Origin of the sequence: Sphingomonas sp. HT-1 (genome assembly GCF_048568905.1) — a bacterium.
Lineage (GTDB): Bacteria > Pseudomonadota > Alphaproteobacteria > Sphingomonadales > Sphingomonadaceae > Sphingomonas.
Map to the genome: position 1 here is coordinate 3,657,165 of NZ_CP183770.1, position 15,119 is coordinate 3,672,283.

Here is a 15,119-nt window from a genome sequence, read left to right on the forward strand (position 1 = left end):
GTGCCGGGTACAATGGAAGACAAAGGAAATACCAATGGGACACTGGAACAAGCGCTTTGCGCTGCTCCTGGGCGGGGGCACGGTCGCACTTTTCGCACATAGCCACGCGTTCGCCGCGACTACGCGTGAAGACACGATTGCGGATACATTTGCGGAAACTGATGATCAGTCGCGGGACGGAGACACGATCGTCGTCACCGGAAAAACGGTCGCGATCAAGAATGCGCAGAACGAACAGGTGAAGAGCCCTTCGCTGGTCACCATCGTTTCCGGTGAAGAATTACGCGCTCAGCCACAGCAGAACTTGGCGGATCTGCTCACCCGCCTGCCGGGCCTCAATTCCTCGGTCGATCAGTCGCGGAATGCGGCGGCGACCGGCGAGGCGCAGTATCTGTCGATCCGCGGTCTCGACACCGCGTACAATGCCTATGCTTTCGACGGCGTGCGCCTGGCGCAGACCGATGCGCGCACCCGCGCCATTTCGATGAACCTGTTATCGCCCTTCGCGCTGTCTGAAGTGCGCGTCGACAAGGCGCCGACCGCCGCTCAGGATGGTGACGCTATCGCCGGCGTGATCGATCTGCGCACCGCTTCCCCATTCGATTTCGGCGCGCACCATGTTCAGATCCGTGCGCAGGGGCTGATCGCGGGTCGGGCAGCGGCGCGCGGCCAGGACCCGTGGGGCGGCACGATCCAATTGGAGACTGCGCAGCAGTTCGGGAATTTCGGCATCTTCGCGTCTGGTTACTACGGCAAGAAGAACGTGTTCAGCGAGGCAGTGGCGATGCACCGCGACTATACGAAGATCGACGGGAACCAGCCGGGCGCCGTGCGCGACAATCTGAACAATGTGATGCCGATTGGCGTGCTGTGGAACGTGTTCCAGAACCGCATCGAACGCCTTGGTGGCACGGTGAACCTGGAATGGCGGGGCGACAGCACCGATCTGTATGCCCGCACCACCTATGGTGAATATCGCCTAAAGAGCTGGATGGACCAGACCGCGGCGCGCATTTCGAACCTGACGGCGGGACAGACGAATCCAAATGCCGGCAGCAAGCTGGGGGCCAATTATGACGCGGCCGGCTATCTTGCGGTCTACGGTCTGGGCGGCAGCAATTACTTCCGCACCGAGCATAGCAACCAGCGGCTGTTCACCACCAAGATCGGAGGCGAAACCCGTTTAGGCGACCTGACGCTGGACTATAACGGCGCCTATTCGCGTGGCGCGACAAGCTACCCCCTGCGCATTCAGGCGAGCTGGCGCAGCCCCACATACATCGGCCCTAACGCCACCGGGCCGGCGACCTACCAGCTGATCACCGGGATGGCGGACCGCACGAATCCGCAGGTGGTGCTGAACGAAGCAGCGCGCGCCGCGATCACCAACTTCGATACTTTCGCCCAAGCGTACACGACCGCGCAGTTCGAGGATTCGTGGGAATCGAAGCTGGAAGGCCGGATGGATGCTACGTGGCGGTTCGGCGAGCACGGCTTGTCCTCGATACAGGCAGGCGGCAAGTTCGAAGCGGCCAAGCGCTACTCAAACAGCCTGGGGGATGACGGCGCTCTGCAGTACAGCTTTTCGGCCAACGACCCGAACATCACGCGCCTGAGCGCTGTGCCGGGCGAGCGGCTGAATGGCTTCATGAAAAATGCCCAGGTGCCCTTCTTCATTCCCGACCGCAGCTGGGTGGAAGCCCAGAACGCGAAGCTGTCGCTTGCGAAGCTGCCCGGCCTCAACCCTGTCAAACTCAACGAGAACCGGCTGGACGGCAAGGAACACCGCGCGAGCGCTTATATGCTCGCGAACCTCGCCTTCGGTGGACTAACGATCACGCCGGGGCTGCGTTTCGAGCACAACTGGTTCTGGGGCCGCTACTGGCAGGAAGACGGCAAGACTGCCGGCTTCACCACCAGCGCCCGCAGCTACGATCAGTGGCTGCCGAGCCTGATCGCATCGTACCGCCCGGGCGAGAACACCGTGTACCGTTTCTCGGTACGCAAGAGCTATTCACGACCGGCGTTCGACCTGCTGCTCGGACCGACCAGCGTGTCGCGCGACGATAGCGGCAAGATCACCTCGATCTTCGTGCCGAACCCTAACCTGGATGCGGTCGAGGCGTGGAACATCGATACCTCGATCGAGCACAAGGGTGCGGGCACCGATCTCTTTTCGGCGGCCTTGTTCTACAAGCGGCTGAACCATGTGATGTTCTCAACCGGTTCGACCAACCAGTCGGGCGATCTGAACGTCTGGACCGCCCCAAATAGCCAGCTTTCGCCGGACGGCGTCGAGATCGAAACGCTTGATACCAGTGGCAAGGGTAGCGTCTACGGCGTCGAGCTCTTCGCGCGATATAGTGTGAAGGGGCTGCCGGGCCTGTTAGATGGCCTGGGCTTTCAGGGCAACATCACGCTGCAGCGTGCGGACGCGACGGTGTTCGTCTCCAACGCCTATCGTCGCCAGCGCATGCCGCAGGCGCCACAGGTGATGTTCAACACCGAGTTGTTCTGGATGCATGGCGGGATCAACGCCGCTCTGAATTATGTCTATACCGGCAACAAGCTGTACGATCTGCGCTCGTCTCAGCCGGATACCTATATCCAGCCGGTTTCTACGATGAATGCGATCTTGAGCTACACGCTGAACCAGCATCTTACGGCAGGCGTATCGGTTCAGAACCTGCTCAACGCCCACACCTTCTGGTCGACCGCCGGCATGGGCAAGGCTCTGCTTTCGGTAGATCGCAAGGGTGGCTATGTTGAGGCCGGCCGCACGTATATGCTGAATCTGTCGTACAACTTCTAGGCGCAAAGCCGGTCCGCCAATATAAGAAAGCGGCCGGCCCAGTGCGCAAGCAGTTCTTACGACATCGAAGCAAGCCGGTGCGCCACGAGGGGATCGGAAAGTGTCGCACCGGCTTGCAACCATTGGCGTGGCCGGGGGTATGGCCGTCGTCGCCAATACGCTGTTACTCGCGGAAGGGTGGGGGGTATCGCCGCTTCCACATGCACTCTTCTAAGCGATTCGGTCGGCCCAGCGCAGTCGGGAGCACTCCGTTCCGGGTTTGCCCTTATTCTTGTGGTTCGCAGGCGGCCACGGCGGCGAGTACCGGCTCTGCCCATTCGCGCCGGCAGATCAGCAAATCCGGAATACTGGTGCTGGCTTGGTTGTAGATGATCGGCGAACCATCAATCCGCGAGGCGTGCAGACCTGCTGCCAACGCGACCGCCACAGGCGCGCAATTGTCCCATTGATGCTGGCCGCCGGAGTGAAGATAGATCTCGGCTTCCCCGCGCACGATCGCCATCGCCTTGGCACCCGCCGACCCCATGCCGACATTGACGGCGCCGATCGACTGCCCCACCTCAGCACAGAGCTGGCTGGCACGTGTGCGGCTCACCAGCATGCGAGGGGGCTGTTGCGCCGGCGCGAGTGGAGGCGGCATGTCGCTTGCCAGTGTTACGCCCAAGCGGGGCAGCGCGACGGCGCCCACCGTCGGCTCGCCATCGACCGCCAGCGCGATGTGTACCGCCCAGTCCTCGCGCCGTTCGGCGAATTCGCGGGTGCCATCGAGGGGATCCACGATCCAGACCCGCGCCTGTGCCAAGCGCGACAGATCGTCCGCCGATTCTTCCGACAGGATCGTGTCGTAGGGCCGCGCGGCGCGCAGGCGATCGAGGATCAACTGATTGGCTTCGCGATCTCCGCGGGCGCCCCCGGCGCAATCTGATTGAATGCGGAGCAGTAGCTCTCCGGCTTCCGTGGCGATGGCGTGAGCCAGCTCGGCGTCGGTCAGTTCGGTGATCATAGCGCGGGTGCCCAGACGCCCATGATGGCCTCGACAATCTGTTCGGCTGCCTCTTCGGGGGTGGTGCGGGTTGTGTCGATCCGGATTTCCGGAGCCTCCGGCGCCTCATAGGGACTCGATATGCCCGTGAAATTGGCGATCTCGCCGGCACGGGCCTTCTTGTAGAGTCCCTTCACGTCGCGACGTTCGGCGTCTTCGATCGGCGTATCAACGAAGATCTCGAAGAATTCACCCTCCGGCATCATCGATCGCACCATCGCTCTTTCGGCGCGGAACGGAGAGATGAAAGCGGTGAGCACGATCAGGCCGGCATCCGTCATCAATTTGGCAACCTCGCCGATGCGGCGGATGTTTTCCACGCGATCCTGATCGGTGAAGCCCAGATCGCGGTTCAGCCCGTGGCGCACATTGTCGCCATCGAGCAAGAAACTGTGCTTGCCGAGCGCATAAAGCTTCTTTTCCACAAGGTTGGCGATGGTTGACTTGCCCGATCCGGACAGGCCGGTGAACCAAAGCATACGCGGCTGCTGCCCCTTTTGGTGCGCGTGCGCCTCGCGGGTGATTTCCACCGCCTGCCAGTGCACGTTCTGGGCACGACGCAGCGCAAAATCGAGCATGCCGGCGCCGACGGTGGCGTTGGTCAGCTTGTCGATCAGGATGAAGCCGCCGAGATCGTGACTTTCGGCGTATGGCTCGAACACGATCGGCCGGTCGGTCGCAATTTCCGCGATACCGATGTCATTGAGCGCCAGCGTTTTTACGGCGCCGCGAGCCATGGTGTTAACATCGATCGCATATTCTGGCGCGCGGACTACGGCGCTAACGGTTTTCGTGCCGAGCTTCAGCCAATAGGCGCGGCCGGGGAGCAGCTCTGCCTGGTCCATCCAGACAAGGGTGGCTTTGAACTGGTCCGCCGCCTGGGGCGGGGCGTCGGCTGCAGCGATCACGTCGCCCCGCGAGCAATCAACTTCATCGGCAAGCGTCAGGGTTATCGATTCCCCCGCCACCGCGATATCCTTATCGCCGCCCATCGCAACGATGCGGACGACGGTGCTGGTGCGTCCTGAAGGGAGGATGCGCACCGCATCGCCTGGCCGGATGGTGCCGCTGGCGATCGGGCCCGCAAAGCCGCGAAAGTCGAGATTGGGGCGGTTGACCCACTGCACCGGCATTCGGAACGGCTTCACGCGATTCGTGTCGGCGTCGACTTCGACCGCTTCGAGATGCTCCAGCAACACTGGGCCGCTGAACCAGGGCATCGCGTCGCTGCGCGTGGTGACATTGTCGCCTTGGAATCCCGAAATGGGGATGGGTGTGACATCCTGGATGCCTATAGAACGCGCAAATGCGGTATAGTCCTCAACGATCTCGTCGAAGATGGCCTGATCATAGCCGACCAAGTCCATCTTGTTTACCGCTAGCACCAGATTGCGGATGCCGAGCAGGTGCGCGAGAAAGCTGTGCCGCTTGGTCTGGGTAAGCACGCCTTTGCGCGCGTCGATCAGAATAATGGCGAGATCGGCGGTAGAGGCGCCGGTGACCATGTTGCGGGTATACTGCTCGTGGCCGGGGGTATCGGCAACGATAAACTTGCGCTTCTCGGTGGCGAAGAAGCGATAGGCGACGTCGATCGTGATGCCCTGTTCGCGCTCGGCGGCGAGGCCGTCGACCAGCAGCGCGAAGTCGATCGCCTGACCCTGGGTGCCAACGCGCTTGGAATCATTCTCCAGTGCGGAAAGCTGGTCCTCGAAGATCTGCTTCGAATCGTAGAGCAGCCGGCCGATCAGCGTCGACTTGCCGTCGTCCACCGATCCGCAGGTGATGAAACGTAGCAGCGACTTGTGCTGGTGCAGTTCGAGATAGGCCGAGATGTCGGCAGCGATCAGCGCATCGGGGCGATAGGCGGTCATCAGAAATACCCCTCCTGCTTTTTCTTCTCCATGCTGGCGGCCTGATCATGGTCAATCGCCCGGCCCTGGCGCTCGCTGGTGGTGGTGAGCAGCATTTCCTGGATCACCGTTTCCAGCGTGTCGGCCGTGCTCTCCACCGCGCCGGTCAGCGGATAGCAGCCGAGGGTGCGGAAGCGGATCGAGCGTTCGACCGGTACTTCGCCGGGGTTGAGCCGGAAGCGTTCGTCATCGACCATCAGCAGCATGCCGTCGCGCTCCACCGTCGGGCGCGGCGCGGCGAAATAGAGCGGCACGATCTCGATGCCTTCCGCCAGGATGTACTGCCAGATGTCGAGCTCGGTCCAGTTGGAGAGCGGGAACACGCGGATGCTCTCGCCCTTGGCCTTGCGGGCATTGTACAGCCGCCACAGCTCGGGGCGCTGGTTCTTGGGGTCCCAGCGGTGCGAGGCAGTGCGGAAGCTGAAAATGCGCTCCTTGGCGCGGCTCTTCTCTTCGTCCCGCCGTGCGCCGCCGAAGGCTGCGTCGAAACCGTATTTGTCGAGCGCCTGCTTCAGCCCCTCGGTCTTCCACAGATCGGTGTGGAGGCCGCCATGGTCGAATGGGTTGATCCCGCGTGCCTTTGCCTCGGGGTTCTGGTGGACGAGCAGTTCCATGCCCGCTGCGGCTGCAGAGCGCTCACGCAGCGCGTACATCGCCTTAAATTTCCATGTCGTGTCGACATGAAGGAGCGGGAAGGGCGGGGGCGCAGGATAAAACGCCTTGCGGGCGAGGTGCAGCATCACCGCGCTGTCCTTGCCGATCGAATAGAGCATCACCGGCCGCTCGGCCTCGGCAACGACTTCGCGTAGGATGTGGATGCTCTCGGCCTCGAGCCGCTGGAGATGGGTCAGCGGAGAGGGGGATGCGGTGGCGGAATCCATGGTGCTCGTTTGCAGCATGGTAGGGCATGTAAAAAGGCCGGCGCGCGCGTGCGATCTAGTTATTGTTTAGTCCGGCATACCCGCCCCCGCCGTTCGATCGGCAGGGGCGGGAAAACGGATCAGTCGCGGCTCGGCTTGCCGACGCCGGTGTATTGCAGGCCGGCGCGCTCGAGTTCGGCCGGCGGATAGATGTTGCGCAGATCGACAAGGACCGGCGACTTCAGGCTATTCTTGATGCGGGAGAGGTCGAGTGCGCGAAACGCATCCCACTCGGTCACAATCACAAGTGCGTCGGAACCATCAGCGGCCGCATAGGGGTTCTCGACGAACTCGACGTCCGTGAGCATCTTGCTCGCCTGCTCGACGCCTTCCGGATCATAGGCCTTCACCGTCGCGCCGGCATCTTGCAGCGCGGCGATGATCGAGAGGCTCGGCGCGTCGCGCATGTCGTCGGTGTTCGGCTTGAAGGTCAGGCCGAGGATGCCGACGGTCTTGCCGCGCACGTCGCCGCCCATCGCCTTGATGACCTTGCGGCCCATCGCGCGCTTGCGGGCATCGTTCACCTGCACGGTGGCTTCCACGATGCGCAGCGGCGTCTCGTTGTCGGCCGCGGTCTTCATCAGCGCCAACGTGTCCTTGGGGAAGCACGAACCGCCATAGCCGGGACCTGCATGGAGGAACTTGCCACCGATGCGGTTGTCCATGCCGATGCCGCGGGACACTTCCTGCACGTCCGCGCCCACTTGTTCACACAGGTCCGCGATCTCGTTGATGAAGGTGATCTTAACCGCGAGGAAGGCGTTGGCGGCGTACTTGATCAGTTCGGACGTGCGGCGGCCGGTGAACAGCACCGGCGCCGACTGGTTGAGCGACAGCGGGCGATAGATTTCGCGCATGATCTGGCGGGCAAATTCGTCATCGGTGCCGACGACGACGCGATCGGGGCGCTTGAAGTCCTCGATTGCCGCGCCCTCACGCAGGAATTCAGGATTTGATACGACCTTGGCGCCGCTGTCCGGGGCAACCTCCGCGATGATCCGCTCGACCTCGTCGCCGGTGCCGACCGGCACGGTGGACTTGGTGACGATCACGCTGGGCTTGGTAAGATTTTCGGCAATCTCACGCGCTGCGGCGAACACGTAGGAGAGATCGGCATGGCCGTCGCCGCGGCGGCTGGGCGTGCCAACCGCGATGAACACCGCATCGGCATCCTTCACGCCCTCGGCAAGATCAGTGGTGAACGAGAGACGGCCGGCCTTCACGTTGCTAGCCACCAGCGCATCAAGGCCCGGCTCGTAGATGGGCATCACATTCTGGTGAAGCAGCTCGATCTTGCGTGCGTCCTTATCGACGCAAACAACTTCGTGGCCGAAGTCCGAAAAGCAGGCTCCTGAAACCAGGCCTACATAGCCCGTGCCAATCATCGCAATGCGCACGATTATCCCCTGTGGCTCGATTGCTGTTTCCAGCGGGTAGCCAGCGCTCTTAGCGCAACTTGGGCGGACGGCAAGCCATTGCAGTGCAGCAAAGGCGTTCGTGACGGCACCTGCGAAATAAAAAAGGCCTGCGAAACGCAGACCTTGATCACCTGAGCATGTGCCAGGCCGGCGGACGCTCCACCGGCCTGACGAAGCGCCTTTAGACCGGGCGGATCTCGGTGCCCATTGCGCCATCTTTGAAGAAGAGGGTGATGAAGGTCATTTTATGTTCTCCCATTTCTGCGCTGTTACGCGCAAGTCATTTCGTTAACGAAAAATTTACGATTCTTCAATCCGGGAATCTGCGGAGCCCGAAAATGCGGGATCTGGTGCAGGCCCCTGTTTACCAAGTGTTGACATCGGCGGACTACGCAGGTTGTGCGACGGAGGGGATTCGATCCGGCAAGGCGCGTATGCGGCGGAAATTTCGCCAAAAACGCCTCGCAGGTCGAATTTTCGACTCGGGCCAGTGGCGCTTCTGCACGTGCTGGACTATTCCTTCCAAAGCCGGAGCAAGGGGCGGGAGAGCGTCGGTGCAACATGGGTGGATCGTCTCAATCTTGTGCCAAGTGCCCAACTTTGAGACAGCGCGCCGAAATTTAGGACGCGAGCGCCTCGAAGGGGTGATCGACGTTGTGGTGGATATGGTGACTGCGGCTCCCCTGGAGCTTGCAGTCGTTTCGCGTGGCCGCGACCTTATCGAGTTTGACTGCCGGTGCGGCGACTTCGGAGCTGCCGCCGATATGCTTCATGCGCTTCGCGGCCTTGTCGCTGCCGCGGAAGCGTCGTTGAATCTCCCATCTCCCATTGAGTTTCAATTCGGCATGGCGGCGGGACCGGAAGGCGACTGTGACCCGCTTCAGCTTGTAGAGGCGGCAGAGGCCGCAATCCTGCGAGCAGCGGACGAAGGCGGGCTTGTAGCCCTGGATCTGTCCCGTGACGACCAAGTGGTGGATCGTCTGATGCTGATGCACGATCTGCCACGCGCGATTAGCGCCGGCGAGATGACGTTGCATTATCAGCCGAAAGTGAGCGTCCGGCGCCAGCAGGTGACGAGCGTGGAAGCACTGATCCGCTGGGACCACCCCAGCCGCGGGCTGATATTCCCCGGCGATTTCATCGGCGCGGCCGAGCAATCCGGACAGATTGCGCCGTTGACGCTTTGGACGTTACGTCAAGGGATCGCCGACCAGCAGGTAATGGCGGCCGCCGGTCATGATCTTCCGTTGTTCCTCAACATTTCCGGCATGCTGCTAGCGGATGCGGAGTTCGTGCACGAGGCGTGTAAGATCATCACCGCGCACCCCGAGGTAAGCCTTGGCTTCGAAATCACCGAGACCGCGGTAATCCGCGATCCCGAGTCCGCGATCCGGCACCTGCAGCAATTTGCCGATCACGGCATTGTCCTCGCCATCGACGATTATGGTGCAGGCCTCTCTTCGCTGGCCTATCTAAAGCAGCTTCCCGCGAAGGAGCTGAAGATCGACAAGATGTTCGTAACCCAGCTCACCTCCAGCCATCGGGATCCATTGATCGTGCGATCGACCATTGATCTCGCACATGCGCTGGAGATGGAAGTCACGGCAGAAGGGGTGGAGACGCCGGCGGCGCTGGCGTTGTTAAGCGTCATGGGCTGTGATCTTGTACAAGGCTATTTGATATCGCGCCCGTTGCCCCTTCCTGCACTGATGACCTATCTCGGCGAACAGGACCGTCTGGCGGAGACTTTGTCAAACAAGCCTATGTTCCTGCGTTCCGAAAGCTTCTGGAAACGAGCGTGACCCGCAACTTACTCTCCCGGGTACGTCTGCTGTTTATAAGCCTTGTTCTCCTATTGCTGTCGTTTCCTTGTCTGAGTGCAGACTTATCCATTCCTAAAGCCATCGCCCCGAAGCTGGCCGAGGCCAAGCTTCATCTCGTCGAACAGCCGCTTGCTGCCATCCCTCTCGCAAGCGAAATTGAGCGATTTAGCGGCGGTGTAACAGATCCGGCGCAACGAGCCATATTGAGGGGCACGGCAGATTGGTTGCGCGCAGAAGTCGCGCTCCGTACTAGCCGCCTTGATCAGGCCAACTATTTTCTAAAGCGAGGGCAGCAATCTATCGCCCTTCTACGAGAGCCAAGCAAGTTGCGTGGAGACCTGTTGATGTCTCGAGGAACTTTGTTCCTCATGCAAGACAGAGCTGCAGACGCACTTAGTTCGTTTCAGCAGGCATACCGCGTGTTCGAGAAACTTCGCGAACCGCGCAGTCAGTCTATTGCTCTGCAGAATATCGGGGCTCTTTATACTTCGGCGCATGACGGAAATCGAGCTGAAAGATATTACAAGCAGGCGGCTTTGACGTTTAGTAAAGATACCTTGTTGTCACTGTCTTTGCACAATAGTCGAGGAAACATTCTGCTTGATCTCAGGCGGTATCCTGAGGCGGAGGCTGAGTACAAGGCGGCGGCAGGGCTTGCCAAGGACTTGAAAAAACCGATTTTGGAAGCAAGAATATTAGATAATCTCGCGCGCAATCAAATAGAGGCGAATTCTCTGCTAGCTGCTCGTGAGACGCTAAAGCGAGCGTTCACGCTTATCAACGGTGAAGATTCGATTGGACTGACACGGCTATTGAATGCGACGGCAGCAAAGCTTGCACAGAAGCAAGGTGATTTACACGGTGCTGCAGAGCTTATCGGCAACGCATTCAAGGGTGTAGACCTCGAGCGGACCACGCCTGATTACCGAACTCCGCACCTATTTGCGTACAGCATCTATCGGCAACTCGGCGACGATCGCCGCGCGTTGGTGCACCTCGAAGCGTTGAAGCGGCTGAGCGATGAGGCGTCGAAGGTCGCCACCACCAATAGCGCGGCACTGATGGCCGCGCGGTTTGACTATGCCAATCAGGAACTCACCATCCAGCGGCTGCAGACCGAACAATTGCGCAAGGCGGCCGAGGTGCAGCGCACGCTTTTTCTGCTGATCGGTGGCGCTACCATGATCGTGCTCGCGCTGCTCACGCTTGGCCTCGTCACGGTTCGGCGCAGCCGGAACGAAGTGCAGGCGGCCAATGCCGTGCTGGCCGGCACCAATGCGGCGCTGGAGAAGGCGCTGCGCGCGAAAACCGAGTTCCTGGCGACGACCAGCCATGAGATTCGCACTCCGCTGAACGGCATTCTCGGGATGACGCAGGTGATGTTGGTCGATACCGCGCTGGGCGAGGCTGCGCGTGAGCGCATCCAAGTGGTGCATGGCGCGGGGCTGACAATGCGCGCGCTGGTCGACGACATTCTCGATGTGGCGAAAATGGAAACCGGCAACCTGACGGTCGACCCGGTGCCGATGCAGTTCCGCACGCTTGCGGCCGAGGTGGCGCAACTCTGGGCCGAACAAGCCCGGGCTAAGGGTCTTGCCTTCACCCTCGATATCGACGGGGCTCCGGACTGGATTGTCAGCGATCCCGGCCGGTTGCGTCAGGTGATCTTCAACCTGCTTTCCAACGCGATAAAGTTCACAGCGTCCGGCGGAATCGCGCTGCGGGCCCTCGCCACAGCGCCGACAGGGGAGTCTTCCCGCTTGCAGATTTCGGTGCGCGATACGGGCATCGGCATTCCGCCGGAAAAGCTTGAGGAGATTTTCGAATCATTCCGTCAGGCCGATTCCACCACCACCCGTGAATATGGCGGCACCGGGCTAGGGCTGACGATCTGCCGGAACCTCGCCAGAGCTCTGGGTGGGGACATCCAAGTGGCAAGCCAGCCGGGCGAGGGATCAATCTTCACGCTGGACCTCCCGCTGGTGCGTGCGGAAGCGCCCGGGCAGGCACCGGCGCAGGCACTCGATTCTGCACAGATGTTGATCGTCGAACGCAACCCGATCGTGCGCGCGATGCTGCGTCGGCTTTTTGAAGCGCGGGTAGAGATTGTGCATGCCGTAGGCTCGGGCGAAGAAGCGCTCGCAATTGCGAGTGCAACGCCCGGGCTTACGGCGATCGTCATGGATGATGCGGCACTGATAGATGCAGATAAGATAAAGGAAACATTGGAGAAACTGAGAAGTTGTTTGGCGTCGGCGGAAATCACGCTGCTGGTTGGTGCCGCGGATGACGACAAGAAAGCACAGTTTATGGACGCGGGCGCAACGCAGGTGGTAGAAAAGCCGATAGCGGGGGAAAGATTGGTTGCGGTAGCCGTACCTGCGGCTTTGCGCATACCAGATGGTTTGGGGAAAGACCCGCTTGTTTCCCAAGCGGCCTAGGGCGATAATACACCACGAAATGAGATATTCGGTCGCAACACGCGTGGACACCGGGATGGGCAAGGCCCGATGAACATCCTCTTCATCGAGGATGATCCCATGAACCGACGGGTCGTCAAGGACATGCTCGATGTAGCGGGCGCCACGATGGCGGAAGCGGCTTGGGCGGAGGAGGGGCTTGCCCGAATCGACGCTGAAACCTTCGACATCGTTCTGGTCGACCTCCGCATGCCGGGCACGGATGGATTCGAGACGATTCGCCGGATCCGCGGCAGAGGCGATTGCAAGGCGACGCTGCCGATCATCGTCGTGACCGCAGACACCGCGCTGGACCTGCGGGAGCGCTGCCTCGCCACCGGTGCGGACGATGTGCTGTTCAAGCCGGTCGCGATGGATGCTCTGTTCGATTCAATCGGCCGCGTGCTCGCCGGGCGCGAAGGAACGGTGATCGGCTGAGGCGCATTGCCGCTCGCTCATCAGTCTTCGGCGATACGGCTGTGCCGTGCAGTGTCGCGCATCACCACATACACGACCAGCGAAATGCCGATCATCGCCGTGACGTACCAGTAGAATCCGCGCTCCCAGCCCTGATGCTTGAACCACAGGGCGACGGATGGCGCCGTCCCGCCGAACAGGGCATTGGCCAGCGCATAGGGCAGCGCCACTCCCAAGGTGCGGATATGGGCAGGGAACAGCTCCGCCTTCACCACGGCGTTGATCGAGGTGTAGCCGGTGACGATCAGCAGCGCTGCGACCATCAGCCAGAAGGCAGACATGCCGTCGCGAACTCCCTCCATCGCGACGAAGATGGGATAGGTGAACGCCACGCCGAGGATGCCGAAGCCGATCATCAGCGGCTTGCGGCCGATGCGATCGGATAGTGCGCCCGCCAGTGGCTGGACGAGCATGAAGACGAACAGCGCCGCCGTGTTCACCCGCGTGGTCACCGCGTCGGAAAGGCCCGCGGTGTTTCGCAGGAACGTGATCGGATAGATGGTGTAGGCATAGAAGGCGAGCGTGCCGCCGGCGGTGAGCAGCAGCACCAGTCCGGCTTCGCGCGGGTGCTGGCGGAACAGCGTGAAGAAGCCGGACGCCGCCTGGCGATCTCGCTGGGCGAAGCTGGGGGTCTCCGCCAAGCGGCGGCGGAGCCAATAGACCAGCAGCGCCAGCACGCCGCCCAGCGCGAACGGCAGGCGCCACCCCCATTCCCGCAGCGCCGCTTCCGGCATCACCGCCTGCAACCCCAACAGGACGAGCAGCGCGGTAAGCTGCCCCGAGATCAGCGTGACATATTGAAAGCTGGAGAAGAAGCCGCGGTGGCGCCTCCCGGCCATTTCGGAAAGATAGGTGGCGCTGGCACCATATTCGCCGCCGAGCGACAGGCCCTGGAGAAGTCGCGCCACCACCAGCGCCGCGGTCGCGCCCCAGCCGATGCTGTCATAGCCGGGGGTGAGTGCGATCACCAGCGAGCCTGCGCACATCAGCGTCACGGAGAGGCTGAGCCCCGCCTTGCGCCCATGGCGATCGCCATAGACACCCATCAGCCAGCCGCCGATCGGCCGCATGAAGAAGCCGATCGCGAACACGATCCAGGCGTTTAAAGTCTGGGCAGTGCCCGGCGCGAAGTAATGCGGCGCGAGATAAGACGCGAGCGCGGCATAGGCATACCAGTCATACCATTCGACCAGATTGCCGGCGGAGCCGCCCAGGATCGAACGGAGGCGGGTACCGCGATCGAGCGGTGCATCGGAAGCATCGGCCATGCCCGGTCTATAGCAGAGCGTCGCCCGCCGGAAAGGCGCGCGCAGGGGGACGTACCCCTCGGCGAGCGACGCAGACCGCGCGCTTCTAACGCGCGATTCCGATAATTCCCGTTGCCGTGTACCCCGCGTCGACGCTGCCGCTCATCGTCGGCGTCTGCTGGGCAATCTGGGCGGCGCTGTTGTCGCCGAACACGTTGTCGCGGGCGATCGAGACGCCGGACAGGTTCGTCAGGCTGCTGCTATATCCGCTGGCGGTACTATATACCGTCGAGCAGATGGCGGACGGCATCGCCAACTGCGAGATCAGCGTTGCGTATCTGCCGCTGGTGGCGGTGGCCAGGCTGGAGAACACCTCGAAGTGGATGTGCGGCCAGCGCCCGGCATAGCAGCCGGGGAAAATCGTGGTGAAGGTCACCTGGCCGTTTGCATCGGTGACGCCCACGCCGCGCAGATAGCTTTCGTTCGGCAGGTCATAGAGCGAGTATTTGCCGTTCCGATCGCAATGCCAGAGATAGATCGCATAGCCGGCTAGCGGCCCGCAACTGCTGTTCACGTCTACCACGGTAAGCGTGAGAGTGAGCTGGACGCCCGCTGCCACGGTGGTCGAGCTGCCGATGAAACTGGGGCGGATGTCGCTGCGCACGACATTGCTGGCCGTGAGCGCGTTGGATGTGAGGCCCGACGAGGTATTGGTGCCGTCCGCCGGGTAGGGGCCGTTGGTTTCGGTCGGGTCGGCCACGCAGCTGCCGGTCGCTGTTGCCGTCGGAGTGGGCGTGGGCGTGCTGGTGGCGGTGGGTGTCGGCGTGGGCGTGGCGGTGGCCGTCGCGGTGGTGGTGCCGCTGGAGCTGCTGCCGTCGCAGGCGGCGAGCACCACAGCGGTACCCGCGCCGGTGAACCAGCGCAGCGCGCGACGACGGCTGGCAAGCGCGGTCATTGCTTCCAGGTCGTGCAAGAGTCCGTGGTCGTGATGGTCGTTCAAAACAGCCCTCC

The 15,119-nt window shown here is 61.8% G+C and carries 10 protein-coding genes; 4 read left to right on the plus strand and 6 right to left on the minus strand.

The annotated features are described in order from the left end of the window. Positions 1-34: 34 nt before the first annotated feature. Positions 35-2,812 carry a TonB-dependent receptor gene (locus tag ACNFJ7_RS17260; protein WP_019368592.1) on the plus strand — a complete coding sequence of 926 codons (2,778 nt, stop codon included), beginning with the start codon at positions 35-37 and terminating at the stop codon, positions 2,810-2,812. 265 nt (positions 2,813-3,077) lie between these two features. Here the strand turns inward: ACNFJ7_RS17260 and ACNFJ7_RS17265 are convergent, their stop codons facing one another. From ACNFJ7_RS17265 to ACNFJ7_RS17280, 4 genes are all read right to left on the minus strand, one after another. Next, entirely contained in the window at positions 3,078-3,815 is a 738-nt protein-coding gene (locus ACNFJ7_RS17265; RefSeq protein ID WP_019368593.1) for a 3'(2'),5'-bisphosphate nucleotidase CysQ, read from the minus strand. Further along, positions 3,812-5,725, minus strand: coding sequence for a sulfate adenylyltransferase subunit CysN (gene cysN, locus ACNFJ7_RS17270; protein ID WP_019368594.1), 1,914 nt, complete (start codon positions 5,723-5,725; stop codon positions 3,812-3,814). The genes ACNFJ7_RS17265 and cysN overlap by 4 nt, the downstream gene beginning before the upstream one ends. After that, positions 5,725-6,663, minus strand: a complete 939-nt coding sequence (gene cysD / locus ACNFJ7_RS17275) for a sulfate adenylyltransferase subunit CysD (RefSeq protein ID WP_019368595.1) — start codon at positions 6,661-6,663, stop codon at positions 5,725-5,727. Before cysD ends, cysN begins: the two co-directional genes overlap by 1 nt. A gap of 101 nt (positions 6,664-6,764) precedes the next feature. Beyond that, on the minus strand, positions 6,765-8,081 hold the full coding sequence (locus ACNFJ7_RS17280; protein WP_026008974.1) for a UDP-glucose dehydrogenase family protein: 1,317 nt from the start codon (positions 8,079-8,081) through the stop codon (positions 6,765-6,767). 254 nt (positions 8,082-8,335) lie between these two features. Between ACNFJ7_RS17280 and ACNFJ7_RS17285 the strand changes: the two genes are divergently transcribed. From ACNFJ7_RS17285 to ACNFJ7_RS17295, 3 genes are all read left to right on the plus strand, one after another. Further along, positions 8,336-9,904, plus strand: coding sequence for an EAL domain-containing protein (locus ACNFJ7_RS17285; RefSeq protein WP_236704541.1), 1,569 nt, complete (start codon positions 8,336-8,338; stop codon positions 9,902-9,904). Then, a complete protein-coding gene (locus tag ACNFJ7_RS17290; RefSeq protein ID WP_152997934.1) occupies positions 9,901-12,366 on the plus strand; it encodes an ATP-binding protein in 2,466 nt (821 codons plus the stop codon). Before ACNFJ7_RS17285 ends, ACNFJ7_RS17290 begins: the two co-directional genes overlap by 4 nt. Before the next feature lie 69 nt (positions 12,367-12,435). Then, complete coding sequence (locus tag ACNFJ7_RS17295; RefSeq protein WP_019368600.1) at positions 12,436-12,822, plus strand: response regulator; 387 nt, start codon at positions 12,436-12,438, stop codon at positions 12,820-12,822. Positions 12,823-12,842: 20 nt separating this feature from the next. Here the strand turns inward: ACNFJ7_RS17295 and ACNFJ7_RS17300 are convergent, their stop codons facing one another. Beyond that, positions 12,843-14,129 (minus strand): MFS transporter, encoded by a 1,287-nt coding sequence (locus tag ACNFJ7_RS17300; protein ID WP_019368601.1) that lies wholly within the window; start codon positions 14,127-14,129, stop codon positions 12,843-12,845. 85 nt (positions 14,130-14,214) lie between these two features. Then, positions 14,215-15,063, minus strand: a complete 849-nt coding sequence (locus ACNFJ7_RS17305) for an intradiol ring-cleavage dioxygenase (RefSeq protein WP_050990135.1) — start codon at positions 15,061-15,063, stop codon at positions 14,215-14,217. Between the last annotated feature and the right edge of the window lie 56 nt (positions 15,064-15,119).

What these genes read in the sequence shown, in the direction of transcription:
- ACNFJ7_RS17260 (WP_019368592.1), top strand. Translation starts at nt 35, where the DNA reads ATGGGACACTGGAACAAGCGCTTTGCGCTGCTCCTGGGCGGGGGCACG.
- ACNFJ7_RS17265 (WP_019368593.1), bottom strand. Translation starts at nt 3,815, where the DNA reads ATGATCACCGAACTGACCGACGCCGAGCTGGCTCACGCCATCGCCACG.
- cysN (WP_019368594.1), bottom strand. Translation starts at nt 5,725, where the DNA reads ATGACCGCCTATCGCCCCGATGCGCTGATCGCTGCCGACATCTCGGCC.
- cysD (WP_019368595.1), bottom strand. Translation starts at nt 6,663, where the DNA reads ATGCTGCAAACGAGCACCATGGATTCCGCCACCGCATCCCCCTCTCCG.
- ACNFJ7_RS17285 (WP_236704541.1), top strand. Translation starts at nt 8,336, where the DNA reads ATGAAGGTCATTTTATGTTCTCCCATTTCTGCGCTGTTACGCGCAAGT.
- ACNFJ7_RS17295 (WP_019368600.1), top strand. Translation starts at nt 12,436, where the DNA reads ATGAACATCCTCTTCATCGAGGATGATCCCATGAACCGACGGGTCGTC.
- ACNFJ7_RS17300 (WP_019368601.1), bottom strand. Translation starts at nt 14,129, where the DNA reads ATGGCCGATGCTTCCGATGCACCGCTCGATCGCGGTACCCGCCTCCGT.
- ACNFJ7_RS17305 (WP_050990135.1), bottom strand. Translation starts at nt 15,063, where the DNA reads ATGACCGCGCTTGCCAGCCGTCGTCGCGCGCTGCGCTGGTTCACCGGC.